The sequence below is a fragment of the Klebsiella sp. GFKo11 genome (genome assembly GCF_056490265.1).
This window is the reverse complement of sequence record NZ_CM151369.1, coordinates 2,549,332-2,574,723: the sequence shown is the minus strand read 5'-3', so window position 1 is coordinate 2,574,723 and position 25,392 is coordinate 2,549,332. Positions and strand designations below refer to the sequence as shown.

Annotated in this window: 21 protein-coding genes and 4 pseudogenes; 13 read left to right on the top strand and 12 right to left on the bottom strand. The window is 48.0% G+C overall.

The genetic code is table 11. The features are described 5' to 3' along the window. Window positions 1-70 precede the first annotated feature (70 nt). The 9 genes and pseudogenes from AC07P6_RS12385 to AC07P6_RS12345 all read right to left on the bottom strand — a co-directional run bounded on the left by AC07P6_RS12385 (window position 71) and on the right by AC07P6_RS12345 (window position 10,507). Window positions 71-1,567, bottom strand: a complete 1,497-nt coding sequence (locus tag AC07P6_RS12385) for an MFS transporter (protein ID WP_100016883.1) — start codon at window positions 1,565-1,567, stop codon at window positions 71-73. A gap of 163 nt (window positions 1,568-1,730) precedes the next feature. Beyond that, window positions 1,731-1,952 carry an immunoglobulin domain-containing family protein gene (locus tag AC07P6_RS12380; protein WP_100016882.1) on the bottom strand — a complete coding sequence of 74 codons (222 nt, stop codon included), beginning with the start codon at window positions 1,950-1,952 and terminating at the stop codon, window positions 1,731-1,733. Window positions 1,953-2,160: 208 nt separating this feature from the next. Continuing rightward, on the bottom strand, window positions 2,161-2,769 hold the full coding sequence (locus AC07P6_RS12375) for a TetR/AcrR family transcriptional regulator (protein WP_232519417.1): 609 nt from the start codon (window positions 2,767-2,769) through the stop codon (window positions 2,161-2,163). Between the two features lie 351 nt (window positions 2,770-3,120). Continuing rightward, window positions 3,121-3,222 (bottom strand): annotated as a pseudogene (locus tag AC07P6_RS12370) (MurR/RpiR family transcriptional regulator); the annotation flags it as partial. 279 nt (window positions 3,223-3,501) lie between these two features. Next, window positions 3,502-3,999, bottom strand: a complete 498-nt coding sequence (locus AC07P6_RS12365; protein ID WP_050881853.1) for a MarR family winged helix-turn-helix transcriptional regulator — start codon at window positions 3,997-3,999, stop codon at window positions 3,502-3,504. A 114-nt stretch (window positions 4,000-4,113) separates the two neighbouring features. Next, entirely contained in the window at window positions 4,114-4,506 is a 393-nt protein-coding gene (locus AC07P6_RS12360) for a nuclear transport factor 2 family protein (protein WP_050881854.1), read from the bottom strand. 42 nt (window positions 4,507-4,548) lie between these two features. Then, on the bottom strand, window positions 4,549-8,919 hold the full coding sequence (locus AC07P6_RS12355) for a non-ribosomal peptide synthetase family protein (protein ID WP_478316467.1): 4,371 nt from the start codon (window positions 8,917-8,919) through the stop codon (window positions 4,549-4,551). Window positions 8,920-8,984: 65 nt separating this feature from the next. Continuing rightward, window positions 8,985-9,215 (bottom strand): acyl carrier protein, encoded by a 231-nt coding sequence (locus tag AC07P6_RS12350; protein ID WP_050881856.1) that lies wholly within the window; start codon window positions 9,213-9,215, stop codon window positions 8,985-8,987. Between the two features lie 2 nt (window positions 9,216-9,217). Then, window positions 9,218-10,507: an AMP-binding protein gene (locus AC07P6_RS12345; protein WP_478316465.1), complete on the bottom strand. Its 1,290-nt coding sequence runs from the start codon at window positions 10,505-10,507 to the stop codon at window positions 9,218-9,220. 44 nt (window positions 10,508-10,551) lie between these two features. Here AC07P6_RS12345 and AC07P6_RS12340 point away from each other — a divergent pair, with 44 nt between their 5' ends. The 5 genes from AC07P6_RS12340 to AC07P6_RS12320 are packed head-to-tail and all read left to right on the top strand — an operon-like array spanning window position 10,552 to window position 16,128. Further along, window positions 10,552-11,169: a 3-deoxy-7-phosphoheptulonate synthase gene (locus tag AC07P6_RS12340; protein WP_478316463.1), complete on the top strand. Its 618-nt coding sequence runs from the start codon at window positions 10,552-10,554 to the stop codon at window positions 11,167-11,169. Further along, window positions 11,159-11,944: a 2,3-dihydro-2,3-dihydroxybenzoate dehydrogenase gene (locus tag AC07P6_RS12335; protein WP_050881858.1), complete on the top strand. Its 786-nt coding sequence runs from the start codon at window positions 11,159-11,161 to the stop codon at window positions 11,942-11,944. Before AC07P6_RS12340 ends, AC07P6_RS12335 begins: the two co-directional genes overlap by 11 nt. Before the next feature lie 18 nt (window positions 11,945-11,962). Further along, window positions 11,963-12,595: an isochorismatase family protein gene (locus AC07P6_RS12330; protein WP_050881859.1), complete on the top strand. Its 633-nt coding sequence runs from the start codon at window positions 11,963-11,965 to the stop codon at window positions 12,593-12,595. A 23-nt stretch (window positions 12,596-12,618) separates the two neighbouring features. Beyond that, window positions 12,619-14,574 (top strand): anthranilate synthase family protein, encoded by a 1,956-nt coding sequence (locus tag AC07P6_RS12325; RefSeq protein WP_232519416.1) that lies wholly within the window; start codon window positions 12,619-12,621, stop codon window positions 14,572-14,574. A 39-nt stretch (window positions 14,575-14,613) separates the two neighbouring features. Beyond that, window positions 14,614-16,128 carry a 4-hydroxyphenylacetate 3-hydroxylase family protein gene (locus AC07P6_RS12320; RefSeq protein WP_050881861.1) on the top strand — a complete coding sequence of 505 codons (1,515 nt, stop codon included), beginning with the start codon at window positions 14,614-14,616 and terminating at the stop codon, window positions 16,126-16,128. An 88-nt stretch (window positions 16,129-16,216) separates the two neighbouring features. Here the strand turns inward: AC07P6_RS12320 and AC07P6_RS12315 are convergent, their stop codons facing one another. Next, window positions 16,217-18,481, bottom strand: coding sequence for an ATP-binding cassette domain-containing protein (locus AC07P6_RS12315; protein WP_478316461.1), 2,265 nt, complete (start codon window positions 18,479-18,481; stop codon window positions 16,217-16,219). A 1-nt stretch (window position 18,482) separates the two neighbouring features. Next, a complete protein-coding gene (locus tag AC07P6_RS12310; RefSeq protein WP_050881863.1) occupies window positions 18,483-19,715 on the bottom strand; it encodes a multidrug effflux MFS transporter in 1,233 nt (410 codons plus the stop codon). 289 nt (window positions 19,716-20,004) lie between these two features. Between AC07P6_RS12310 and AC07P6_RS12305 the strand changes: the two genes are divergently transcribed. The 8 genes and pseudogenes from AC07P6_RS12305 to AC07P6_RS12270 form a co-directional block, all read left to right on the top strand. After that, a complete protein-coding gene (locus AC07P6_RS12305; protein ID WP_050881864.1) occupies window positions 20,005-20,718 on the top strand; it encodes a 4'-phosphopantetheinyl transferase family protein in 714 nt (237 codons plus the stop codon). Window positions 20,719-21,317: 599 nt separating this feature from the next. Next, window positions 21,318-21,794, top strand: coding sequence for a hypothetical protein (locus AC07P6_RS12300; protein ID WP_478316459.1), 477 nt, complete (start codon window positions 21,318-21,320; stop codon window positions 21,792-21,794). Between the two features lie 142 nt (window positions 21,795-21,936). Then, window positions 21,937-22,131, top strand: coding sequence for an AlpA family transcriptional regulator (locus AC07P6_RS12295; RefSeq protein ID WP_050881865.1), 195 nt, complete (start codon window positions 21,937-21,939; stop codon window positions 22,129-22,131). A gap of 16 nt (window positions 22,132-22,147) precedes the next feature. Next, the gene (locus AC07P6_RS12290; RefSeq protein WP_074007929.1) at window positions 22,148-22,732 is read left to right on the top strand and encodes a DUF2857 domain-containing protein; all 585 of its coding nucleotides are present in this window, start codon (window positions 22,148-22,150) and stop codon (window positions 22,730-22,732) included. Next, the gene (locus AC07P6_RS12285; RefSeq protein WP_050881867.1) at window positions 22,722-22,931 is read left to right on the top strand and encodes a TraR/DksA family transcriptional regulator; all 210 of its coding nucleotides are present in this window, start codon (window positions 22,722-22,724) and stop codon (window positions 22,929-22,931) included. The genes AC07P6_RS12290 and AC07P6_RS12285 overlap by 11 nt, the downstream gene beginning before the upstream one ends. A 391-nt stretch (window positions 22,932-23,322) precedes the next feature. After that, a complete protein-coding gene (locus tag AC07P6_RS12280) occupies window positions 23,323-23,553 on the top strand; it encodes a hypothetical protein (protein WP_050881868.1) in 231 nt (76 codons plus the stop codon). A 74-nt stretch (window positions 23,554-23,627) separates the two neighbouring features. Further along, window positions 23,628-24,065 (top strand): annotated as a pseudogene (locus AC07P6_RS12275) (lytic transglycosylase domain-containing protein); the annotation flags it as partial. Continuing rightward, a pseudogene (locus AC07P6_RS12270) lies at window positions 24,058-24,717 on the top strand (VirB4 family type IV secretion/conjugal transfer ATPase); the annotation flags it as partial. The pseudogenes AC07P6_RS12275 and AC07P6_RS12270, both read left to right, overlap by 8 nt. Window positions 24,718-25,224: 507 nt before the next feature. On the opposite strand, the pseudogene AC07P6_RS12265 reads toward AC07P6_RS12270, so the two are convergent. Beyond that, window positions 25,225-25,356, bottom strand: a pseudogene (locus tag AC07P6_RS12265) (transposase); the annotation flags it as partial. Window positions 25,357-25,392: the final 36 nt, after the last annotated feature.

The window sequence follows — 25,392 nt, the reverse complement described above, 5'->3', positions numbered from 1 at the left end:
ACAGAGGTAAGCAGGTCAAGAGGCGAACTATACACCATATTCTCACTAGCCTTATACGCACTACGCGCTGTCAGGCGACCTTTATCCCCCGCGCATCCTTTATTGGCTGTAAGCATATCAGTAGTGCCATCGCGACAAAACAGGCGCCCCCGGCGCACAGCATCGCGAGATGAAAACCGCTCTCCATCGCTGCCGTATAACGGGCGCTAAAATCAGCGACGGTTGCAGTGGGCAGATGCCGCGTCACCGCCAAATGGGCAATTTGCGCAGCATCGTCAATGCCGCTGGCGTTGAGGGACTCACTCAACGTGCGTATGGCCTGTCCGCTCATTAATGTACCGAGTAATGCAATGCCGATAGTCATCCCGGCCTGACGCAGCGCATTCATCATGGCAGAAACTGACCCGGCCTGCTCAGTGGGAGCCATGGCCATCACCAGCATGCCAATGCCAGGCACTGCCAGCCCAGCACCAGCCCCCAGCAGGGCAAACAACGTCCCGACCAGCCAGTAAGAAGTCTCAGCACGCAGCAGCACCATGGCGACCATCGACAGGCCCGCAATGCCATAACCGGTGACCATTAATGCGCGCATCGGCAACCGCGCACTGATGCGGCCAAACAACAGCGATACCAGACCGGTAACGGCAAATAACGGCAACATGCGCCAGCCGGCTTCAGCCGGTGCCCAGCCCTGAATCTGTTGCAGGAAAATCGAAAAGAAGAACAGGCAGCTATAGTAAGAAAATCCAAGGATGAATGATGCCAGATTAACGCTGACGAACGCCTGTTCGCGCAGCAGTGCCAGCGGCAGTAATGGCCGTGGAGTTCGTTTCTCCACCAGAGCAAACAGCATAAATCCCACCACGGCAAACGCGAGGATAATCAGCGGGAATTTGCCGCTAAAACCATATTTACCCGCCTCAATCATCCCCCAGGCCAGTGCCCCTAACGACAAAATCCCCAACAGTTGCCCCGCCGTATCCAGTGCCGCATGATCGGGAAATTTACGTTCAGGTATTCCCCACAATCCTGCCGCTATCGCCACCAGGCACAGCGGAATATTAACCAAGAAAATACTCTGCCAACCCAACCACTGGAGCAGTATGCCCCCCAGCAGAGGCCCGAGGATCAGCGCCAACGCGCTAAACGCTGACCACCCCCCGATGGCATGTGCACGCTGCCTTGCATCGGGAAAAGCATGGGTCAGGATCGGCATCGCCCCTGAAATCAGTAACGCCGCAGACACCCCCTGGATCGCCCGGCCGGTAAGCAGCATGCCCAGGCTGGGTGCCAGCCCGCACAGAACCGAGCCGCAGGTAAACAGTACCACTCCTCCCACCCAGGCACGCTTATGGCCATAGCGGTCAGCAAGAGGACCGGCTGACAGCATAAAGGCAGACAGGCAAACGGCGTAGGCGTTGACCACCCACTGTAACCCGGCAATGTCGGTGTGCAGTGCGCTCTGCATCGTAGGCAAGGCAACATTGACGATACTGATATCTAATGAGGCAAGGAAAGTGCCAAGATAAGCCGCAGCAAGCGCGGCATGATGACGACTAAGACGCATAATAGTCCCTTGTATGATCGGCTGATTTTAATTAACCGTAGCAATTGACTGACCGCCAGTCAATTAAATACATTAATTTTATATGTTCTTAATTTCACTCCTCCTCTCACTTCTCTCTATAACTCTCGTGAATCAGAGAGTTACTCTGCGCGGCTTCTGCTTCTCAGTTACCGAGCGAGATGATCTCATCCAAAGAGTAATCGCGGCATCCCCACAATGAAAACTGTTTGCCTGTCTGATGTTGTAAACGAGCCTGAAATGCCACGGTTTCCGCTGATGAAAGCCCTAAATCTCGGCGTAACTGCCAACTGCCGTCGGCATCACTCAGTACATCTTCCGGCACGCCGACTTCAGAAAGAAGGGATATTATGTTGTCAAAATTCATTACAGTAATACCTCACCATTTAACGTAAGTGATTATTATTATCAATGACCGTCAGTCGGTCAATGCGTTTTTTATATTAAATTTTTAAGACTCCAACGCCTAATGGTTAAAAATGCTTATAGTTATAGAGATGTACACCGGTGAGAGGTTAATGCAAAAGAAAGGATAAAACAGAAAAGAGACGTAGCCGCTACGCCCCTTTTAATGATTATGGCTGGCGGTGACCGAGTAAGCGTAGGAACTCCTCTGCCAGTTGGTGAGCCAGGAGGGTTTTGTCATTTTCATCGCTTACGACGGCATCATCCACAGCCCCATGCATGCCGTGGTACATCAGAATAGCGGTCAGGCGCGGATTATCGAGCCGCCATGCGCCACAGGCGCTGCCGTCATTGAGAATGGTCAGGATCTGGTCCAGCACCGCGTCACGATCCTGATTACCCCGCGTATGGTAATGATGATCGTGATACAACGCATCATGGAGCGCCATACCGTCAAAGTAGGCGGAGATCCCGGCATCACACCAGGCGCGCAAGCGCGCGATGCTTTCTTCAACAGGGTAGGCATCCACCGCCTGTTGAATCTGTTCGATAAAGTGTCGGGTGAAACGCTCACGCAGTGCGGAAAGCATCTCGTTTTTCGACGGGAAGTAATGATAGAAGGTTCCCTTTGCCACCTGCGCATCGCGTACAATCTCGCTAATGGTCGTGGCTTCAAACCCTTTCGTGATGAACAAATGTTGCGCTGCATCCATCAGTTCATCAAGACGGACTTCTGCCGGTTTAGTGCGGGGCTTTGAGTCTGTTTTCTTTATTTCCATTTTAACCATTTTATCAAGTCAGGACTTGTGTTAGATAGTAGACAATATTGGCCTGGTTGGCGAGTGGTTGTTGGATTATAAAGAAACCTTTTCATTTTACTAACAAAGTGCTGACAGCGGTATTTGATGGAAAAATAATTATCCGAAAAACATATTCATTCATCAATGGGCAATAGTATTAACAAGAAAACACACAGCTTAAATATTATTTAAGTTAGACAGACACTCAAGGTATAAATAAAAATCAACAACATCGCCACCCTTATTTTTCCTTTGCGTTACGAGTCTGTGTATGCTCGTATTTTTAATACCTACCGTCCCTACAATGTAATTTATATTTAAACCTGCCCCCTACTTCCTCCCCGTCCCTTTAAGCCCGCGATTTAAGTCCTGAATGCGTTTCATGGTTTTCATCGTACGCGCAGAGGTGGCCTGACCTGCCCCCAAGATTAGATATAACCTTCAGCAACGTTTTGGCGCACCAAATACTAACTATACTAGTCTACTTTTATTTATGTTCTGCAGTTAAAAACCTTTCCCAGTATTGATATATCTAGTTCGCCCTCAACATCATCCCATAGCAATGTTTTAGAGCAATCACCATGCCATATATTCGATTCCACTTTGGGCAAAGATAATCCCATGCCAGCGATCAGTTCAGCGTTGAGCGTTGAGCGTTGAGCGTTGAGCGTTGAGCGTTGAGCGCTGAGCGTTTTATCACCACAAACCTTATTAATTCTCACTGGTGTCTTCGAGTTTACCTTTAATATTCTCGTGTAATATATTTGCAGCCCTTGCGCAAAGCTCTGCGAAAATAGCAATCTCTCCCTGCGACATGCAGGATGCCACCTGCTCAGCCATTATGCGCCTGCTGGATTCTGCAGAATTCAGGAACTCAATACCTTTTTCCGTAATCCGCGTCAGCATTTCTCGTTTGTCGCTTTCTCCAGACTCCTGCTCAACAAAGTGCTTATCTTTCAACATCCGCAGAATCTTGGACATTTTACTACGCGCAAACCCGAGCTTTTCACCAATTGCACTTGGAGTCATCGGCTGGAACTGACGCAAAATATACAACGTATCGTATTGCGGCCAGTTAATGCCATCAGGATTAATCAACGAGCGACGTGCAACAAGCTCACATTGCAAATTTCCTAAAGCATCTTCAAATTGACGATTCAATGATATTTCGCGCTCGGAACCACTAGCCGCTTTTTTATTCATTTCCATATATTCTCCTGATTTCATGTACAAACAGTTAAGCTTACCATTTTAACACATCCCTTCACAGAATGAAAAGTTATCATAACACTTGCCCCCATTAATAACATAAGAACCATCAAGCTAATCTTGAAATATATATTCTCTATTCAAAACATCCTCATAATCTATTAATTCAGTTATCTCATCATCGTTTATTTTAATAATATTAACATACAATAAAGAGAACTTTTTTTCATCCGGCAGAGTATTTCCATGTAGTTTATATTCAACAATGACGACATGGGGATTATCCGTATAGTGGAATCGCACATCCTCTATGGATGTAAAGCGTAAGGGCGCAATACCAAAGCCATTGGCATAGTGTAAGCGAATATTATCACGCCCAACAATCACTTCCCTGGCGCGACGAAAAGGTAACGACAAACGTCCATCAACAGAGAAAAGGGATGCCAGCTTATCCGATGACTTCTCCATCACCGCCGAAATATATTTATCAAATAACGCCGGAGCCATTGTATTATCCTCTTTACGAAAAGGTCGTTGATAAAAGGCTTGCTAGACAATTTCTTTCTGCCGCTGGAAATAAACAATCATACGTTTGAAAGTCTCCTCCGACAGTTCAGGAAAGCGCAAACCCAGTTGTGCAATACGCTTAGTCGTCTCTGGATTACCGTAGTCGTTATCGCCAGCATCCAACGAATTCTCTTTAAAGAGATGAATGACCGGCCCCAGCGCGACCTCCCGCCCCTGGGTGACCCACAGCTCAAGTTGTTGCAACCACTCGCCGTCAGAAGTCGTTTCCAACGGGTAGCCCAGAGAACGAATCGCCCGATACACTGGGGTAAACTGGGTACTCTGAGGATGGAAAATATGGAAGTTTTCCTGTCGCGTAGCCTCTGAACGCGCTAAGGCAACTATCGCTTCAGCGACAAAATCGACAGGCAGCAGGTCCGTTGATAGCGAAGACGGATCAGGTGCCAATCCCATCTGGATAAAGCTTTTTATCTGTCGCCACAAAAAATCATCGCTCTGGCAGGCCCCACTTCGGCTGTCACCGCCAATACGCCCGATGCGAAATACGTTGGCATCAAGTCCTTGTTCTCTGGCCTGTATAACATAGCGTTCAGCCACCCACTTACTTTGCGTATAACCTATCGACAGTGCTTCTGGATGCCCCGGCACGCAGTGTTCCACGATAGGTGATTCAGGATAGCGTGGAGAAAATACGGCGATAGTGGATAAATAGTGCAACGTTTTTCGTCCGCCATAACCGCAGAAAGCTAAAACATTCAGCATACCCTGCACATTTGACTGTTTTACCGAAGAATAAGAGAGCAAAAAATTAATCTGTGCGGCTGCATGGAATACCGTGTCCACTCGCTTTGACAAACGGCTATACGCTTCAGGGCTTAACCCTAAATTGCGCTGACCAATATCGCCGAGGCAAACTTCAACCCGGGAAAAATCAATCTCATCGGCGATTCCGTAACGCATCGCATTTTCACGCAAACGAGCCAACGCGTGCTCATCCGTCCTGGCACGCACCAGGCAGATCACGGATTGGGCACCGGCCAATAGCAATGAACGCAGCAGGTAGATGCCCAAAAATCCTGTCGCCCCGGTGAGCAGCGTCAGCCCAGGGGTTGAACACTCTCCCCCCTGCCAATGTATGCGTTCGTATCCATCCTGAACAAAGGAACGATCAACGGTATCGACGCGCCCCTTTTCACTGGCAATATAGCTGTCAATGGACTCTGCCATAGACGACAACGTAGGGTGATTAAATAACAAACGTAGAGGAATATCGCAATCGAACGCCTTACGGAGCAGAAAAACCAGCTGTGTGGCCAACAAAGAATGTCCACCAATGGCGAAAAAATCATCGTGCAGTGCGATGTGACGTCCCGGAAATAGCGTTTCCCACAACGCCCTGACATGTTCCTGCGTTTTCGTCAGAGACCGGTCTGGCATCTGCGCGGATGATTCAACAATAATATCCACCTTAAGCAACGCCTTACGATCGATTTTTCCGCTAGGCGTGGTAGGCAGCTTATCCAGAAAGACCAACGCTGTAGGAACCATATACTCCGGCAGCACCAGGCGAAGGCTGCGTTTGATCTCATCCTTTTGATTGCCTTTATCATCCGATAAGCCAGCAATAAAGGCGACGAGCTGCTTGCTTCCCGAAGTATCTGCCCTGCCAACTACCGCTGAAACCTGCACGCCCTCCAGAGCATTGATGGCCGCCTCTACTTCAGACGGTTCGATCCTAAAACCGCGAATTTTTAACTGATTGTCTATCCTGCCGAGGTAGCTGAACCGATCGTCATGCTCCAGCCTCACCAGATCACCGGTACGATACGCGTGGCAACTTTGTGCGGCAAAGCCATCAGCAGAGATAAAACGTCGAGCGCTTTCTTCACTTTTATTGTGATAGCCGGGAGACAGAAAATCGCTAACGATAAGCAGTTCACCGGCGACGCCGGCGGGAACCAGCTGCAGATGCTCATCCACCACCAACAGAGTGAATCCGGGTAGAGGGTAACCAATGGACGCTGCATCCCCCCATTTATCGCTCTCCGGTGGCAGCACATACGCGGAACAGACGTGGCTTTCAGAGGGGCCATAGAGATTAATGAGGCGAACGGGTTGCCTGAAAAATTGTTTAATATCCGCAGTGAGTACGAGCTGTTCCCCGGTGGAGTAGACCTCTTTTAAACTCGGGAATTGCCTGTTGGCCAATGCGCTCAAATGCGCGAACTGTTGCAAAGCAACATACGGAAAATAGAGACGATTAATACCCTGATACAGGATCACCTCTTGCAGATGATCCAGGTCTCTCCGTTCTTCTTCACTGGCAATGTACAAGCGCCCACCGCAGGCTAACGTGCCGAAGATCTCCTGAACCGACACATCAAAAGAAAGTGACATAAAATGCAGAGTACAATCTCCCTGACCGCACTCAGATACATCTCGTTGCCACTTAATCAGGTTATTGAGCGTTTTATTTAATAACCGTACTCCCTTGGGCTGCCCGGTAGAACCGGATGTATATATGATATACAGCTCATCGTCGGGCATTCTTTTGATGTCAGACCATGCTCCAGGGTACTCCGGGTGAATATCATCGATCAACAACAGAGGTACGGAGCCAGATACTGGGAATCTTGATACCAGCGATCGCGTCGTGGCGATGCAATCCACTTTGGCGTCCTGTAACATGTAACCAATACGCTCTTGCGGGTATTGCGGATCGACCGGAATGTAGGCCGCGCCGGTTTTTAACACGCCAAACAGAGTGGCAATCGCCTCGGCATCCCTTTCCAGTAATAACGCAACACGTTTGCCAGGAGCAATATTAAACTGCTGCTGCAGGTAAGCGGCAATCTGCCCTGAACGTTCCGCTAACCAACCATACGATCGTGTGCCACTAGCGGTAATTAGCGCAGTATCCGCAGAGTGGTTTACAGCATGCTGGTTGAAAGCCGCTAGGGCGTCAAATCGCCCGGCCTCCGCACACGGCTTAAGGCTAGATCGAACAACCAGTTCACGACTCAACGGTGCATCCAACAGCCTCAGGGATGATAGTAATACCTCGCCGTCCTCGCCCATAGCGCTCAATAAATGGCGAAAGATTTTCAACCAGTAGTCAATAGTCTGCGGGTGATACAACGCCGTCTTATACTCCAGCGTAAGCTTCCACTGCGGTTGTGCTTCAAAGAACAACGTCAGATCATATTTTGCCAACTGGCTAAAATAGTCATCCAGCATGACCTTAAAAGGCAAGTCGTTGAAAATATCGGCCCGGGTATCGGGCATAACCAACAGAGTTCTGAATAGTGGGCTGTCCTGACCCGCGTTTTCACGCGACAGTGCGACAATTTCATTGAAAGGGATCAGCTTATTGAAATGTGCACCAATAAAAGATTGACGCACCTTTGCAGCTAGCGCCCTGACTGTGTCATCTTCATTCATCTGCACGCGAACCGGCAGAGTATTGATCATATATCCCGGCGTTTCGGCAAACTCGATGCGATCCCGCAGGGTAAAAGGCACGCCAACGGTAATATCATTCTGCCCACTCATGCGGCTGAGGAAAAATTGCCAGCACATGGACATATACATAAATGGAGTCATCGACAACGATCTCGCGTGCCGCTGTAGTGAGTCCGCTTCATGTTCGTTCAGGGCCAGCATGGTATAGGCGGCTTTGGTATCTTCCCGAAGACGGCGGGGGAAATCGACCGGGAGGTCCGACAGTGGCGGAGCAGGATTCAGCGCCTGCCGCCAATAATCCCGCATGTCTTCGCACTCTGCCGCCGCAAGGGACGCGGCCTGCCAACGAGTAAATTCCTGATAGCTTCCCGTGCCGTTAAACGCTGGCAGAGCGCGTTTCTCGTCAAGCGCACAATATATTCGCAGCAAATCATGCAAGATAATACGTACTGAGGGGGCATCAATAATGATGTGGTGAAAGCAGCATGCTAACCAGGTTGTACCCGAGTCTGAACTGAGCATATTAATGATACTCAACGGACCTTCAGCTAACGATAAACGGGTAGCCGCCAGTTGTGCAGTCACCGATTCAGGCGTTTCCGTGTGCTCTGGTTGTCGATGGTAAAAAGAGAGATAGCTATCAGCGCCGATACACTGCTGTAGTTTACCGTCAAGGTAAACAAAACGCGTTCTGAATATTTCATGGCGCAAGCTCAGCTCAGCCACAGCGCGCTGCAGAATATCAGCGTCCAATGTCGCGTTGATGGTCAGCAGCACTGGCACGTTATAGCATTGGGGCTGATCCAGCGTATTATCCAGCCACCACATTGCCTGCTGCCCGGGCGTCGCTGTCAGATACGTTGCCGCAATTTCTCCACGCTCCTTGTTCAAACAGCCCTTTTTCGACTCGCCGCTATTGAATGATGGCATTTTATCCCCCTCTTAAAATTCCCTGTAAAATCCTTCCTGACTGTTGGCAGTCCCAACTCCTGGTGTTAGACCTGTTGCCGTTGCCGAATGGTCTGAGCCAGCGCGGCAATATTTTCGGCAGTGAAAATGTCCGCCGGCGAGACGGCCAAATTGAATGTCTTACTTACCATTGATGCCAACTTTATGAAATGTAATGAGTTACCACCCTGGTCTAATAAGTTGTCTTGAGGGCTAATCGCCTCGGAATGAATAATCGCCTGCCAAATCGATAGTAACTGTTGCTCAACGTTGTCCATATTTACACCTGCTCCAGTAAAGAATTTTTTAACCGTAAACGATCTTTTTTGCCGTTAGCGGTCATCGGCAATACCGCCAGACGGCTAAATTTTTCAGGTATCATCCAGGCAGGAGCATGCATAGCGAGGTGATTCTTTAAATCAGCTACGGATAGCGCGTCATCCTGCGTGACATAACAAGCATGTAATCGCGGCTCATCCGGCGTCTCCTCTATCACAATCAGCACATCTTCTATAGCGTGATGTAAGCGCAACAGGTGCTCAATACCGGCGATATTGATGCGGAAGCCACGTATTTTACAAATATTGTTGCCTCGTCCGACCAGGACGATATTGCGATCTTGGTCGTAAGTTGCCCGATCGTCGGTACTATAAAAAAGCACTTCTGTGTCTTGATACGGTATGGAGATAAACCTTTCCGCCGTCAGTTGCAGATCGGAATACCCCAGAGCCAGCCCTGCCCCTGCAATGAACAATTCCCCATATTCACCGCACGTACAGGGTTGCAACCGTTCATTGAACACCACCATCTCAACCAAAGGGAGTGGAGTACCAACCGGCACAGGAGATTCACCGGAGAATTGCCCCCCCGACTGGACATGATAGAGAGACGAGATCGCTGAATTTTCCGTGCATCCTAATCCATTAAATATTTTTGCCTTGCCGGCCTGCGCCGCCACGCTAAATAGGCGGGGGTTAACAAAGTCTCCCGACACCACCACACAATCAGGTATATGCAGTGTTTCGACCGATATCTCGACAAATAGCCGGAACAGCCCGCCAGAGAGGAATAGCATCGTAACGTTATCCGTTTCGATCTGCCGTACCAAGGCCATCAAATCAGGCAAGCCAGGCGGCGCAATCGTCAGACACGCGCCGGTCAGTAAAGCCATCCAGATTTCATTAGCTGACGCAGCGAAAGAAACATCTGCAATTTGCAAATAGCAGTCCCGCTCGCTGTTCCCCAACGTGGGTACCGGCAGACTCAGTCTGGCAATCCCGTGGTGAGCAATCAGTACGCTTTTCGGTTTTCCTGTTGATCCAGAGGTCATCAATATGAGCGCCGGATCATCAGTGCTTAACACCGGATAATTCCCACCTCTTTGTTTAGCGCAGTTTTGTATCAGCGTGATACTCGACAACACTTGCCATGCCCCATCGGGCACGCTTTTCACATCATCGCTAATCAGGTATCTGGCTCCCGCCGCACTTAAAACTTCGCCAACATAGCGCTCAGGGCTATTGGGGTTCACGGGAACCACAACAGCGCCCATTTTCATGAGCGCCAGCATAAAAATATATAACTCCGGGCTACTGGACCAGCCATGAAGCGTTGTTGCTGGACTATGAAACCACTCAAATCCGCACTACTCCTCACGGAGAATCATACTTAGCCAGCACCCATTGGCCATGGATCGGCATTCGTACTCTTGCGCCTGACAGCCCACATATCGCCATGCTGGCGAATATCTCCAACCCTGTCGCCTGCAAGATTGACGTCACCGTAACGCCATCATTCATCGCTGCACTTTGCCGACAACTCAATCCTCAGCGTATTCCTGGACGTCTGACTTTTATTTCGCGTTTTGGCCGTTCACATATTCATCGGTTGGGCGCGTTGATTCAGGCCGTTCAGGCAACCGAAACGCCGGTGTTATGGATGTGCGATCCAATGCATGGGAACACCGGGAAAACGCGGGCTGGCAATAAACGCCGAGAGCTCAGCGACATGATGGCTGAAATCTCCGGTTTCCTGAGGCAGGTGAAATCACATAACGCCTGCGCCGCTGGACTCCATCTGGAAGCAACGCCGAACCCGGTCATCGAATGCTTCTGTGAAAATAATCACCCTCAAGAACATGAACTTAAGCAAATTCTCTGCGATCCACGCCTGAACGTAGCGCAAACGCAGATGTTATTAACTCACTGGAAAGAGAGACAAAATGACCTTTGATAAACACTATATTGCCGTTATTACCGGCGCATGCGGCGGCATTGGCGAATCCGTTGCCCACGCGCTGGCGAAAGAAGGGGTTTCACTAGCGCTTCTTGATAATAACGCCACGCAGTTGGCAACCCTCGTAGCCACACTACAAAATAACCATCCGCAGCCCATTGCAGGCTTTACTGTGGACGTTGCCGACGACCGCTGCGTAGCAGAAGCCTTTACCGCGATTGGTCGCCAACTGGGCCCAGTGGGTTATTTGGTCAACGGTGCCGGCGTACTGTGCCACGCCAGCGTGGCCGAAACACAGCCTCAGGATTGGGCGAAAACTTTTGCCGTCAACGCGACTGGCGTATTTAACACCAGCCGCCATGCAGCCAATCTGATGATGGCTCAGCGCAAAGGCAGCATCGTAACTATCGCCTCAAACGCAGCGCGCGTGCCGCGGGCGACGATGGCCGCCTACTGCGCTTCAAAAGCAGCTGCCCAGGCATTTACCTATGCTCTGGGGCTGGAGGTCGCTCCGTATGGGATCCGTTGTAATGTTGTCGCTCCTGGCTCAACCGATACGCCGATGCTGCGCGGCATGTGGCACAGCGAAAGTGACAGGCAAAACACGCTTAACGGTAATCCACAACAATTTCGCATCGGTATTCCACTCAACAAAGTCGCCACGGCGGAAGAAATTGCTGCCGCTGTCTGCTTTTACCTATGCGAAGAATCAGGGCAAACCACACTGTCAACGTTATTGGTCGACGGTGGCGCCGCACTCGGCAGTTGCTAAGCGCACAAGGAGAATAACATGGAAAAGATACACCCCTACCCATTGCCGACAGAACGTCAATTACCCAAATCAATAGCAGGCTGGCAACCCAACAGTTCAAGAGCGGCGCTACTCATACATGATATGCAGCGTTATTTTCTCGATTTTTACACTGCTGACGCCTCGCCGATAGCACAGGTTATCGACAACACTCACCGCTTGCTTAGCGTCGCCCGACGTCTGCATGTTCCAGTATTTTATACTGCCCAACCCGGTGACATGACGCCACAGCAGCGTGGCTTGCTGCACAGCCTGTGGGGCTCAGGCATGAACGGCAGCCAGGAACATAAACAAATTGTTCCTCCGTTGACTCCTCTGGAAAACGAGTGGGTATTAACGAAGTGGCGTTACAGCGCCTTCTTTAACTCTCCCCTTCTGAGTACCTTGCACGAACTCAAATGCGATCAACTGATCGTCTGTGGAGTTTATGCCCATATCGGTTGTTTGTGCACAGCGCAAGAGGCCTATTCCAATGATATCGAGACATTTTTTATTGCTGATGCGCTAGCCGATTTCTCCGAAGAAAAGCATCGTCTAGCGCTTGAGCTAGCTGCGGAAACCAGCTCAGTCGTGCTGTCAACCCGACAAGCTATCGACGCATTGGAACATTAAAGATCCTCACGGCACTCTAGGAGATGATGATGTTATCTAAAGGCACAGCAAAGCCCGACGAGCTTTCGGCTCATCTGGCCAATCTTGATAGACCCTTTGCCTGTATTTACCGCCCTCAATGCGAACCTAACAACACAGTATTATTTCTTGAAGGGGGTATTGAACTAAACCAATCCCTTTCAGAACTAGCGCTGGATCCTCCCCTAGACGGGACGGGCAAAAGCTCATTTAACAAATTGATATTATTTCCATTTAATCAGCTGAAAGAAAAAAGTTATGCCTGCATTGACGATGGTGAACAGACGATCGTGATGCACATTGAGCGGCAAAATTATTACCCTATAGATTCGTTTATCGCAGCCATTAATAACCATGATATCGAGCCACGAAACCTGCACTTCGATCTTGATGATCAAACGTATGGCGACATTGTTGACACCGTCATTGATCAGGAAATCAGCTCTGGGGAAGGTAGCAACTTCGTGATTTCACGCAGTCTGGAGGGCGATATAACCGACTTCAGTATCCGCCACGCGCTGACGCTGTACAAACGGCTACTGCAATCTGAATGCGGGTCTTACTGGACATGGATGATCTTCACCGGCAGCCGCTATTTCATGGGTAGCACGCCTGAACAGCATATCAAGGTTGATGGGCAGAACGTGGCGATGAATCCTATCAGCGGCACGTTAAAATACCCCGACTCCGGGAATATGGCGCACGTACTGGATGATTTTCTGCAGGATAAAAAAGAGCGCGACGAGCTATTTATGGTGGTGGATGAAGAACTCAAAATGATGAGTAGCATCTGTCAGCGTGATATTCAGGTATCCGGGCCGAAGCTCAAAGCTATGTCGCACATCGCGCATACCGAATATTTTATCCATGGCAACTCAGATCGCAGTCTGAAAGAAATCATCAGGCAATCGCTATTTGCGCCAACAGTGACCGGTAGCCCAATAGAAAGCGCCTGTAAAGTTATCGCCCGGCGAGAACACCGCGGACGCGGCTATTACAGCGGCATCGTTGCTTTAACGGGTGCTCAAGAAGGTAAACGTTATCTGGACTCGGCCATAATGATCCGCACGGCCGATATTACCGCTCAGGGACATTTTCGGCTTACGGCGGGTTCAACCATCGTCAGAAGTTCCATCGCGCAAAATGAAGCCGGTGAAACACGTGCCAAATTACAAGGGCTAATGCATTCATTCTTCTCTGGCACAAGCGCCGATACGCCAAGCCGAACAGGATTGTCTGCAGAACTTCGCCATAGGGCTGACCAGATACTGGCACAACGGAATGCACGCACCTCCGCCTTTTGGTTGGATAACTCGCAATTGGGCCCCTGCGCTTTACTCTCTCATCATGCCATCACACTGATCGACATGGAGGACAATTTCACCGCCATGATTGCCTATCAGTTACGCAGCGCGGGTTGCGCCGTTACCCTCATTCCCTGGTATGACTGCCTGAGCAAGCTAACGCAGCTCACTGATCGCGACATCGTGTTCATTGGTCCCGGGCCTGGAGATCCAACCAATATACAACTTGAAAAAATACGCGTGGGCCGAAAAATTATCGCGCAACGGCTGCGGGAACAGCGTCCGCTAATCGGGACTTGTCTGGGACATCAGTTAATTTGCGCCGAATTAGGCATTCCGATCGAGCGGCTGGTCAATAACCGTCAGGGTAGCCAACACCAGATATCAATTCAGGGAAAACCTCATACCGTTGGTTTCTATAACAGTTTCTCCGCACTACATCAGCAGCCATGCTGGTACAGCCCGGAGCATGACAAAACAGTCCAACTGGAGCGACTACCTTCCGGTGAAATTGTCGCATTATCGTCAGGAAACGTTGCCTCCATACAATTTCATAACGAGTCATTCCTGACGCAAGACGCATTTTCTATTTATCAATGGCTGATACAGAACGCCTTAACAACAACGGTAACTCTTAGTCAACAAGATGCCGTTTAAAAGTAAGTGATTTAAAACCGATATTCGGAGAGAGCTGACATGGGAAATAAATCAGTATCGTTACCTACCGGTAATGACTTTTTGGCGGGTCTGAATGATGGGCGAGAAATATGGGCTTATGGTGAAAAGGTCGACAATGTTATTACACATCCAGCGTTTCGCAATTCAGCACTGTCTATAGCTAAATTATACGACGCGCTCCATGACGAAAAGTATCAGGCTATTTTAACCACGCCGTGTGATACCGGCAGCGGTGGTGTCACCCATCCGTTCTTCCGCGTTCCCCATTCCGTTGACGACCTGATACGCGATCGTGACGCAATCGCTCAGTGGGCACGACTTAGCTACGGCTGGTTGGGAAGAAGTCCTGATTTCAAAGCGTCGTTTCTTACTACTCTGGGTGCCAATCCCGATGCCTACGGCGAATATGCGGATAACGCCAGGCACTGGTACAAACGCTCGCAAGAGGAGCTGCTTTACTGGAATCATGCCATCATTAACCCCCCTATAGACCGCAATCTCCCGCCCGACCAGATTGAAGATATCTGCATTCACGTCGAAAAAGAGTGTGATGATGGCGTGATTGTTAGCGGTGCCAAGGTGGTTGCTACCGGCTCAGCCTTGACACATTACAATTTCATCGCGCATTACGGTTTACCTGTCAAAAAAAGAGAATTTGCCCTGGTATGTACATTACCCATGAATGCCCCAGGGCTGAAGCTGGTTTGCCGCCCCTCTTACTCCTTAGCCGCCGAAAAAATCGGCAGCCCATTTGACTATCCTCTATCCTCACGCTACGACGAGAATGACATGATCTTCATTCTGGATAAGGTGAAGATCCCCTGGGAAAACATTTTTATTTACGGCGATACCGCTAAAGCGGCCACGTTTTTACCCAGTTCAGGCTTCCTGCACCGTTCTACGTTCCATGGCGTGACGCGTCTGGCGGTAAAAATCGATTTTATTTGCGGTTTATTCATTAAAGGCGTGGAAGCCACCGGCGTAGCCGATTTCCGCGGCATACAGACGCGCGTCGGGGAAATGCTGGCCTGGCGCAACCTCTTCTGGGCCATAAGCGATGCTATGGCTAAATCGCCGAATCCCTGGCACAACGGCGCCCTCCTGCCTAACCTGGATTATGGTTTAGCCTACCGTTGGTTTATGAGTCTCGGCTATCCACGGATCAGAGAAATTATTGAGCAAGATCTTGGCAGCGCGCTTATTTATATCAATTCGCATGCCAAAGATTTCGCCGCGCCGGAACTGGAACCTTATCTGAAAAAATATATGCGGGGCTCCAACGGTATGGATGCCGTTGAACGCGTTAAGCTCATGAAGCTAATCTGGGACTCCGTAGGAACAGAATTCGCCAGCAGACACGAACTCTATGAACGAAATTATACCGGCAGTCATGAAAATGTTCGTATCGAACTGTTGCTCGCCGCACAGATGTCGGGGCAAGTACAAGAATATAAAGGCTTCGCTGAACAATGCATGATGGATTATGACTTGGATGGCTGGCTGGATCGCGATTACCACTGGCCTGTAGACTAATAATATTAACGGGACAATACATCAGTATAATAATGGGCATGCATCACATTATTGCCAGTCTCTTCTGGCTGTCCCGACCACAATTTTCTCACTCCACCTGACAATGTTTGCGCAACCACTCTGCAGTCAAAGAATGGCGACAGGCCAGCATCGATTCGGGTGTACCGCTAAATAGTAATTTCCCCCCTTCTTGCCCGGCATAAGGTCCAATATCAATAATCCAGTCAGCCTGAGCGATCAACTCCATATTATGTTCAATAATAATGACGGTGTTTCCGCGATCTACCAGTCGGTTAAATAGTTTCAGCAGCAAGGCAACATCACTGGGATGAAGTCCGGTGGTTGGCTCATCGAAAATATACATGTCACTATCATGATTTAATTGTGACGCTAACTTCAGCCGCTGGCATTCACCGCCTGAAAGATGATTCAACGATTCACCCAGGCGCAAATATCCCAACCCGACGTCGACCAGACTACGAAAAATTGGTCTGAGCTGTGGCTCATTCAGGAAAAAATCGCCAGCATCGTTAATTGACAGGGATAATACCTCCGCAATATTTTTTCCCTGATAACGATATTTCAGCGCCTGCGGGCTATAGCGCTGCCCTTGGCAGGCCTCACATGGCAACGTAACCGTATCCATAAATGCCAGATCGGTTTGTATTAACCCTAGCCCATTACATTCCGGACAGGCACCTTTGGCATTGGCGCTGAACCACGACGCTGACACATGGTTTTTTTCGGCAAACAGCGTACGAATCGTATCAAATGCACCGCACCAGGAAGCAATATGTGATCGAATCGAAGTATGTATCGGTTTTTGATCGATAACGATCGAATCCGGACATTGCGGCGCCAGGGCTCCCATCACGAATGAACTTTTGCCCGATCCAGCGACCCCTGTCACGGCGACCATAACGCTTAAAGGCACTTCTACCGATAAGTTATGCAAATTATGCAATGTGGCGTTTCTTACCGAAATGTAACCTTTGGCACATCTCGGTCTCTTATTTATCTCTGCCCGTGAAGAGAAATATCTTCCCGTCAAGGTTTGGGATTGCTTAAGTGCCGACAGGTCACCCTCAAATACAATATTCCCGCCTTGCTTACCCGCTCCCGGCCCTAAATCAATAACATGCTCGGCTATCGCTATCATGCCCGGGTCGTGCTCCACCATCAGAATAGTATTGCCTTTGTCGCGTAGTTTTCCAATTAATACATTCAATTTCACAATATCTGCTGGATGCAGCCCGGTACTGGGTTCATCAATTATATAAGCGATCCCGGTCAGACTACTTCCCAGATGCCTGACCATTTTCAACCGCTGGGATTCACCGCCCGATAAGCTGGGGGTCGTACGGTTCAAATCCAGATATCCCAAGCCTACTGCACACATTGCATCCAACCTTTCCAGCAATGCTTCAAGCAGCGGCCTGACTTCAGGATAATCGAGCTTTTCTACAAACAACTTTAACTCTTTGACAGGGAGCGTTGCGCATTCGCCAATATTTTTCCCTCTAATCCGACAGGAAAGTATTTTCTCGTTAAGCCTCATACCATGACAAGAAGGGCAAACCTGCAAACTTACGACTCGCTGAAATTCCTCAGTTTTAGTATCTTTAGTTTCTTGTTTCAAATAACTTCGCGTAAAGCGTGTAATGACGCCTTCGAACTTTGCGCTCTTAGGCCAACCGGCTAACGGCGCTTCAGGAATGAGATTATCCGCATAAAGTAATAACTCTCGTTCCTCTTTTGAATAATCCGCGATTTTTTTATTGGCATCAAAAATCCCTGAATAAACATAACGTTTCCAGCGCCATGAGCCGGGTGCAAAAGAAGGATAAAGAATAGCACCTTCATTTAAAGACAGATTTGAATCAATCAGATGGTCGATATCAATGGTGCTGGCAATGCCCAACCCGTCGCATGTCGCACACATCCCAGCAGGATGATTAAATGAAAAAACATTAGAATAACCAACAAATGGTTCGCCAACACGAGAAAATAGTAGCCGCAGCAGGGTATAAATATCTGATGCGGTGCCCACCGTCGAACGTGCGTTACCACCAATACGTTTTTGGTCAATAATAATGGCCACCGACAGGTTTTCAATTTCATCAACTTCAGGATTACCATAATGCGGTAAACGGTGGCGAATAAAAGGTGGAAATGTGTCATTTAACTGACGCTGAGATTCTGCCGCAATAGTTCCGAATACTAAAGAACTTTTTCCCGATCCGGAAACACCGGTGAAAACTGTTATTTTGTTTTTAGGTACCTCTACATCAATATCTTGCAGATTATTTTGTCTTGCACCAATGATTTTTATAGCGTCATGTGTATTCGTCACACTATCCTTTTTTACCTGTCAATAATAATGCCATAATGGCTATTAAACAACATCCCGCGATGATCAGCGACATCGGCAGTAATGACAACGGGTCTCCAAATCCAAGCAGTGACGGGGTTATCGCAGCGATACCAAACTGAAAAGCCCCTAAAATAGCAGAACCCGTTCCCTTTAAATGTGAAGATGCCGCCATGGCCATACTCGCAGCATTGCCAAATGTCAAAGCCATGGTAAACATCATCATTAACAGTAGCATCGCCGCGATCTCAAACTGGAAATGAGAAATATTGTCAACGATACAAAGTAATACAGATATCGCCAGCGTGCTTATCACCCCCACTTTTATGAGGCTATCTTCGCCAAATTTCATAACATAGCGAGCGCTGACAATACTGCCAAGCATCATTGCGCCCGCGTTGATAGAAAATATTACAGCAAATTCCCCTGAGGATAAATCAAACGCCGATTGATAGATAAACGGTGATGCTGATATATAAGCAAATAGTGCCCCAAACTGGATTGAAAAAATCAAAGTATAACCAATATATTTCTTATTGCTAAGCAGCTCGATAAACTGACTAATAAACTCGTTTAGATTGAAAGGTAATCGCTGATCACGGGGTAAGGTTTCGCTAATAAAATTACTGCTGAGCAAGGTGGAGACTAATGATATTGCAGCCATAAAAACGAAAACTACCGGCCAGATAAACCATGCGGCCACTCCTCCAAGTAATGGAGCAATAACAGGGGCGATACCCTGTATCGCTAACACAAGATTAAAATATCGAGCTGCCTTAGCCCCTGGGCACAGATCAGAAATAATTGCCCGGGAAAGAACGATACCAGCCGCCCCTCCCAACCCCTGAAAGAGCCGTGTAACAATGAGCAGCTGAATGTTAGTAGATATAGCGCCAGCTAATGAAGCGATTGTTAATAGAGCCATCCCGCCTAGCAATAATTTACGTCTGCCGTAATGATCGGACAATGGACCAATGAACAACTGCCCAATCCCTAAGCCCACCATAAAAGCGGTGATACTAAGCTGAACTTTGTCAGGCGTCGTATGTAAATCACTGGCGATAATTGGAAATAAAGGCAAGTACATATCAGTGGATAATGCAGCCACGGCGCTGAGTAAACCAAGAATAATAACGACTTTACTGGAAAGCAGACCTCTACTTTCATCTCTGTACATCGTACTGGCTGCCGGTGCATGAACTTCAATCGATCGCATGTTGTGCGTAATCCCTTTACCATCTGTAGTCTTTAATAACTATACCACCAGCCAAACTGATTGCAAAAAAGAAATCAGTTAAATTAGCAACAAAAAATAAACATATAAAAATTAATAACATACAAGTTATAATGCAAAAAATATTGCACTTTGCTTTCTTTAGAGGTATTACAAAGCTGATAATTCACTTCCATGGATATACTGAATAAAGTTGTAATATCAATAACCTATGCTAGAAACCTCTATACCCTTGAACCAGAAAAATACGCTTTTAAAAGGATGCACCATTATGTTAATTTTTGATAAAAATCTTTCCACAGGGATATTCATCCGTTCTTTCAAAACGGGTTATGTTATACAAGAACCATCAATACGTGTCTGTAAGCTTGAGTTTGATATTACAGAATATAATGATGCTTTGTTTTCAACATTTTCCATCGAATTTCCTGAATCACTCTCTTCGGCTGTCCTAAAACGACGAGCCGAATATCTTGCCGGTAGAATTTCGGCACAAACCTTACTTGTTAAAGAAGGTTTTTATAAAAGAGTCGCGCTTTGTAGCGACCGAAGTCCTAAATGGCCAGAAGGTTGGAATGGTAGTATCTCCCATACTGACCAGTGCGCAATAGCCGTGATCTCACCACAACTCATGGGATTTGCTGTCGGTATAGATATTGAGAATCTTATTCCTGAGATAATTCGAGATGCAGCCGATATGTTCACCACAAAAAAAGAGCAAAAATACCTTATTAAAAGCGGGATAGATTATAACATTGCATTACTTATCGCATTTTCCGCAAAAGAGAGTCTCTATAAAGCACTTTACCCTACAGTAAGAATTTTTTTTGGCTTTGAGTGCGCCATAATAACCGATATTAATGACCAATATGGTACTTTCACCCTACAACTCACTACACCACTAGCTAACAAGTTCTCAGCAGGAGATGATTTTTTAGGTCACTTTATTTTTAATAAAAATAGAGTCACCACACTAATTTACTGAGTTAAAGATAAAATCATTCACTTCGCTATTTTTTATGAAAATGAAAATTTTTAGTGTTCTCAAATAAATAATTATCACCCAATCAAATAGATTATTTAACAGCCAATATGTCAATCATTTAATGGATGTTTAAATATAACATATCGTTCCTGTCAAAACGTTGAGAAAGGAGATGCACCATGTCAAAACCAGATCAAAATTTAAAAAATCCAGATTTCATATCTGATTGGGTTACTATACAAGAGGCTGTCAACATACTCAGATATTCAAAAAAAAATCTCTAAAAGTGACATTTATCGCCATGCCATGTGCAACGATATCTGCCTTTCCATTTACTTTCAGTCACCAATCTTTTTAAGAAAAATACAAATCTGCAGAAATAAAATAAAACTACGCCCAGTAAATTCGTTAATTATTGATAATGGTTCTTTAGTTAAAAAATCATTCCGAGTAAAGATAAACTAATCCTCTGCACCGAAGGAAAATATATCCACCCGAGGAAGAAAATTATTGACACAGGATTAAATGGATACGAGCATATTATATTACAAAGATTACTTGCACATTCATTAGGTATTCCACCTCCTTTAACAGGAGCAATGGACGCTAATTATGGAATTACAGTGAGCTTGTCTGGAGAAATATTTCAAGTCTTTGAAAAAGAAAGAAGAGTAAGAAATGAACTTATATTGCCGCACTTGGAAAACTCGACCACCCATCACAACCACATACTCTCTCTGACAAATAAAAAATATAGTCAAGCCAAGTACTCCCCTATGTATGACTTACCAAAGGATGCTTGTTTTGTTATTCGGAATTCAGAACTGGAAAAATTATTGGAAACATCACTTAAAGTAAAATCAAACTCAGCATCTTCAACAAGAATGTCTACACCATTATCCCGTATGTTCTGGCTCGCCTGTAAAAATAACGAGGCTATTAGTCCATTAATCAGAAAGCCCTATAAGCTGCTGTCTATTTTCGAGCGGTGGGCATCAGATGAAGGCATTACCGACAGGTTCAGTGGTGATACACTAAAAACTGCGCTGGAGCGCGGTTCCCCCTCATCAGATTGATTTGAGAAAAATCCACTAACCTGCAAGTCCGTATTAAGGACTCTGAAACCCGTAATACGGGCTTATCTGCTTTATTCTCCATCCCCACTTGTGTTCCTTTGTCTCCTCCGGGCATGCCCCACAACGGCCACAGGAGTAAACGATGACATCCCATCAGCTATTACGCCTAAAACAGGTTGAAATAAAAACTGGCCTGAAACGTTCGCAAATCTACCTGTATATGAAAGAAGGCATCTTTCCCCGTTCAATCAAGATTGGCCCCGCCAGTGTGGCTTGGCTTGAATCTGAAATTGACGAATGGATCAACCTTAAATTAGCCAACCGCTTAACGCATTGAAGGGAGATACAGAATCATGATCCCGTCATTAAATTTCGCCGTATTAACCGACGCACTGTACGCGCTGAAAGAAGGTAATTTTCATCACTGCGAATCATTGGGATTCACTTTCGACGAACTGAATGCCCTCGATCAGTTATCCCTTGATGAACTGTTTACTATCAGCCGGTCGTCAGCGCCGTTTGTCGCGATCAGCGTCCGCCATGACGTTTTGTGCCATCTGATGGTACTGGCGCGTCAGGAGGTTCGCCAGCAGCAGCAAATTCACCGGGCGATTCGCTTAGGTGGTTCGAACGCGTTACTCAACCAGTATTTTGGCCTTACCTCCAACGAAGTCTGTCTTCGTCGCCGGATGCTGGGCGTCTATGTGCCTTATGGCCGGACACCTGAACCAGATGAAGAAACCGATGCAGCTATCTGGCGGCAATGGCAAAAATGCCGGGTGGAAAATCTGGCCTCCCCTGAAGCGCTGGCGGCCATGATGCAGGTCACTGAAACGCTGTTATCGCAGACGGAAGTGCTGCCACTCACCACCGTCTGGAAGCGCATCACGCTTTGCGAGCAGGAAGCCGTCAGCAGGAGGGCATTGCATGCCGGATGAGATCGATCGCGATCAGGAATTTAATGAGCAGAGGCTTGAAGAGATGATTGAACAGAACCGTTTTAAACCGGGAACAACGCCATCATTATTCCACTGCCGTTTATGCGGTAAATCTATTCCTGAAAAACGACGTCAGATGCTGCCGGGTATAACAACCTGTACAGAATGTCAGGAAAAGCTTGAACGCCGCCGAAGTTAATTCTACCGGTAAGACGTGGGGAGATTTCTCTCCACGTCTTTATATTTATATTTAAATGGAAATAACGCCTTATAGTATATTCCATACCCTTCCGCTTCTTTCCGCATTCTTAATTCCATCCAGATAAACTATTTCATTTTCATTTTTAATTTATCGTTTAGAAATTAGTTCCTTCCCTTCATCCTGAAACCGCCGTTACCCAATGGATGAGCTGATGGACGTTAATTCGTCCGGGCCGGGCATTGCTCTTTAAAAATATGAAACGGGCTGTCATATAACCTCAATTCAGGGTGCCGCTGAATGTTCTTGCTGACCCGTTAAAACCGGAATGCAGAATTGGGATGTGATCAAGAAACATATTTTCAACTGTTTTAATCAAAGAGGGTAAATTATGAGAAAACCCATTTATTACGCGTATGTTGCCCAGGAAAGTCAGTCGGATGCTCAGGGCGAGAAAAACACGTACTGGACAAAAGTCGGCGTCGCCTTTGCTCACCACGGTAAAGCAGGTCTTAATATTGTCCTGACGCCCGGTATTGCCGTCTCCGGCAAACTGGTCCTGCTGGAACCCCGCGAGGAAAACAGTTCTCCGCAGAGTACGGATCCTGTCGAAACCGCATAGTAACCCCATTAATTCTGACTCCACAGCATGCAGCGTCAATAGACCCTGCATGCTGCCTGCTTTCTGAGGCCATCATGCTTTCCACCACTGCCTTTCTGGCGGCGGCCATGCAATGTGCCGCCAGCATTCATCCGTCCACAGCGCTCGACGTGGCACGGGTGGAATCCGGTTTTAACCCGTATGCCATCGCCGAGATTATCCCGAAGGCCAGAAAAACCTCCGGTGGCAACCCTGTTATCTCCCATCTGCCCGCCAGCCGGGCAGAAGCAGAGCGCATTATCCGTCGCCTTGCCGTACAGGACCGGCGTTACTCCGTCGGGCTGATGCAAATCACCAGCACCAATTTTCGTCACTACGGTGTGACAGCCACTAACCTGCTTGATCCCTGCACCAACCTGTCTGTTTTTGAACGCATCCTCAGCGACTGTTACCGCCGAGGCGGCTCACTGAAAAGAGCACTGAGCTGCTACTACTCCGGCAATTTCCGTACCGGACAGCAGCCGGAACCTGCATAACACGCTGGCGGACAAGGACGAGTTCAACGAGAAGAACCCGGCCAGTACCTGCATTCTCGGCACCAACGGTTCGGGTAAAACCATGCTGATGACGTTCCTTGAAAACATGCAGCAGAAATATGGCCGCGCGGACAGTTTTTCACCCGACGCGAAAACCCAACGGCTGACCACCGTTTATCTGGACAAGGACCGGGGCGCGGAAATGAACATCCGGGCGCTGGGCGGCCGTTACTTCCGTATCACGCATGGCGATCCCACGGGGTGGAACCCGTTTTCGCTGTCGCCCACGAAACGCAATATCAGTTTCATCAGTCAGTTGATGAAACTGCTGTGCACGCGTAACGGCGCGACCATCACGCCCCGTGATGAACGCCGTCTGAACGACGCCGTTAACGCCGTGATGAGCAACGAGCCGCAATACCGTGTCTGTGGTATTACGCGCCTGCTGGAGAATCTTCCTGAACCTGCTACAAAAGAAGCCCAGGAGAACGGCCTGAGCATTCGCCTGTCGCAGTGGGCGCAGGGTGGCGAGTTTGGCTGGGTGTTTGATAACGCATCAGACACCTTCGATATCAGCCACTGCGATAACTTTGGCATTGACGGCACGGAGTTTCTGGATGACGCGAACGTCTGTGCGCCGATCTCCTTTTAGGGGCGCTGGTCTGGGTATGCAGGGAAGTCATCATGGTTTTTCTCCGTCAGTGGTGTGATTTTCGTCTTCGTATCGCCTGACGGTTCGCTTTCACGGCATCGTTCTGGCCCGCAAGGGCGCAGCATGCGTGCACTTCACCCTTGCGGGACGGGTTGTGCAGGGAAACGATTAACCGGAAGCAGATATGGAGAACAAAAAGCACACAGGAGAAAAAATTTGCCCCTACATAGCCGGGGGCATAGCGCCCCTTGCTTCGCAGCGGTGAAAAATAGACTGGTGGTAATGAGTCGGGGACTGGCACTGACAGAAATTTCTTGTCGGTGCTAGTATGTTTTCCTGCCGGGCGAAACGATCCTTCTAACCGGGGGCGGTTTGTTCTTAAATTGTCTCGCTCCGGCATCAATCACAACCGGGTCCGGGCTGTCTCCTTATTGAGCGCCGCGTACAGTTTGTCTACCACCATCCGGATCCGGGATGAGAGATTTTATGAAGCAGGCCACAGCGCTGTAACCACTTATAGAGACTGTGTTCTGAAACGCCCAGCCGGTCAGAAACTTCAGCAACGGAATAACCGCGTTCCGTTATTTGACGGACGGCTTCTTCCTTAAATTCAGGTGTAAATCGTGGTGTGCCCATACTCTCCTCCTATGCTCAAACTATAGGGCAGGACCA

What these genes read in the sequence shown, in the direction of transcription:
- AC07P6_RS12355 (WP_478316467.1), bottom strand. Translation starts at nt 8,919, where the DNA reads ATGCCATCATTCAATAGCGGCGAGTCGAAAAAGGGCTGTTTGAACAAG.
- AC07P6_RS12325 (WP_232519416.1), top strand. Translation starts at nt 12,619, where the DNA reads ATGATGATGTTATCTAAAGGCACAGCAAAGCCCGACGAGCTTTCGGCT.
- AC07P6_RS12345 (WP_478316465.1), bottom strand. Translation starts at nt 10,507, where the DNA reads ATGCTGGCGCTCATGAAAATGGGCGCTGTTGTGGTTCCCGTGAACCCC.
- AC07P6_RS12335 (WP_050881858.1), top strand. Translation starts at nt 11,159, where the DNA reads ATGACCTTTGATAAACACTATATTGCCGTTATTACCGGCGCATGCGGC.
- AC07P6_RS12280 (WP_050881868.1), top strand. Translation starts at nt 23,323, where the DNA reads ATGAGAAAACCCATTTATTACGCGTATGTTGCCCAGGAAAGTCAGTCG.
- AC07P6_RS12365 (WP_050881853.1), bottom strand. Translation starts at nt 3,999, where the DNA reads ATGGAAATGAATAAAAAAGCGGCTAGTGGTTCCGAGCGCGAAATATCA.
- AC07P6_RS12285 (WP_050881867.1), top strand. Translation starts at nt 22,722, where the DNA reads ATGCCGGATGAGATCGATCGCGATCAGGAATTTAATGAGCAGAGGCTT.
- AC07P6_RS12350 (WP_050881856.1), bottom strand. Translation starts at nt 9,215, where the DNA reads ATGGACAACGTTGAGCAACAGTTACTATCGATTTGGCAGGCGATTATT.
- AC07P6_RS12330 (WP_050881859.1), top strand. Translation starts at nt 11,963, where the DNA reads ATGGAAAAGATACACCCCTACCCATTGCCGACAGAACGTCAATTACCC.
- AC07P6_RS12295 (WP_050881865.1), top strand. Translation starts at nt 21,937, where the DNA reads ATGACATCCCATCAGCTATTACGCCTAAAACAGGTTGAAATAAAAACT.
- AC07P6_RS12320 (WP_050881861.1), top strand. Translation starts at nt 14,614, where the DNA reads ATGGGAAATAAATCAGTATCGTTACCTACCGGTAATGACTTTTTGGCG.
- AC07P6_RS12305 (WP_050881864.1), top strand. Translation starts at nt 20,005, where the DNA reads ATGTTAATTTTTGATAAAAATCTTTCCACAGGGATATTCATCCGTTCT.
- AC07P6_RS12380 (WP_100016882.1), bottom strand. Translation starts at nt 1,952, where the DNA reads ATGAATTTTGACAACATAATATCCCTTCTTTCTGAAGTCGGCGTGCCG.
- AC07P6_RS12300 (WP_478316459.1), top strand. Translation starts at nt 21,318, where the DNA reads ATGGACGCTAATTATGGAATTACAGTGAGCTTGTCTGGAGAAATATTT.
- AC07P6_RS12375 (WP_232519417.1), bottom strand. Translation starts at nt 2,769, where the DNA reads ATGGAAATAAAGAAAACAGACTCAAAGCCCCGCACTAAACCGGCAGAA.
- AC07P6_RS12310 (WP_050881863.1), bottom strand. Translation starts at nt 19,715, where the DNA reads ATGCGATCGATTGAAGTTCATGCACCGGCAGCCAGTACGATGTACAGA.
- AC07P6_RS12360 (WP_050881854.1), bottom strand. Translation starts at nt 4,506, where the DNA reads ATGGCTCCGGCGTTATTTGATAAATATATTTCGGCGGTGATGGAGAAG.
- AC07P6_RS12385 (WP_100016883.1), bottom strand. Translation starts at nt 1,567, where the DNA reads ATGCGTCTTAGTCGTCATCATGCCGCGCTTGCTGCGGCTTATCTTGGC.
- AC07P6_RS12290 (WP_074007929.1), top strand. Translation starts at nt 22,148, where the DNA reads ATGATCCCGTCATTAAATTTCGCCGTATTAACCGACGCACTGTACGCG.